At 41.7% G+C, this 264-nt stretch carries 1 protein-coding gene; it reads right to left on the bottom strand.

What is annotated here, in order from left to right; all coding sequences use genetic code 11:
* Positions 1-92: 92 nt before the first annotated feature.
* Positions 93-260 (bottom strand): BPTI/Kunitz-type proteinase inhibitor domain-containing protein, encoded by a 168-nt coding sequence (locus F0U47_RS22965; protein WP_497463096.1) that lies wholly within the window; start codon positions 258-260, stop codon positions 93-95.
* Positions 261-264: the final 4 nt, after the last annotated feature.

The following is a 264-nucleotide window of genomic DNA, read 5'->3' as shown; positions in this document are numbered from 1 at the left end:
GCCCATATATATATTTAATAGTTTTTATACCAAGCTTCATCGTTTTATACATCAGCTTGAGAAAAGAGCGTGCGTTAATTCGAAGGTATCAGTTACTTTATGCATTTCTGTTCGCATTCGGCCAATGTGATGAAACGATTGTCGTTCCCCTGGCAGCCTCCGTAAATGAATTCTTCACACTTCTTCGTCTTCTGATTGTACGAGTATAGCTTAATGTAGGCGAAACAAGGGCCCGAATTGCCAAAAGCCTGCTCGCATATCGGC

The organism is Nocardioides antri (assembly GCF_008373765.1).
GTDB lineage: Bacteria > Actinomycetota > Actinomycetes > Propionibacteriales > Nocardioidaceae > Nocardioides > Nocardioides antri.
The sequence above is the reverse complement of the archived record's forward strand: the minus strand, read 5'-3'. Positions and strand labels throughout refer to the sequence as shown.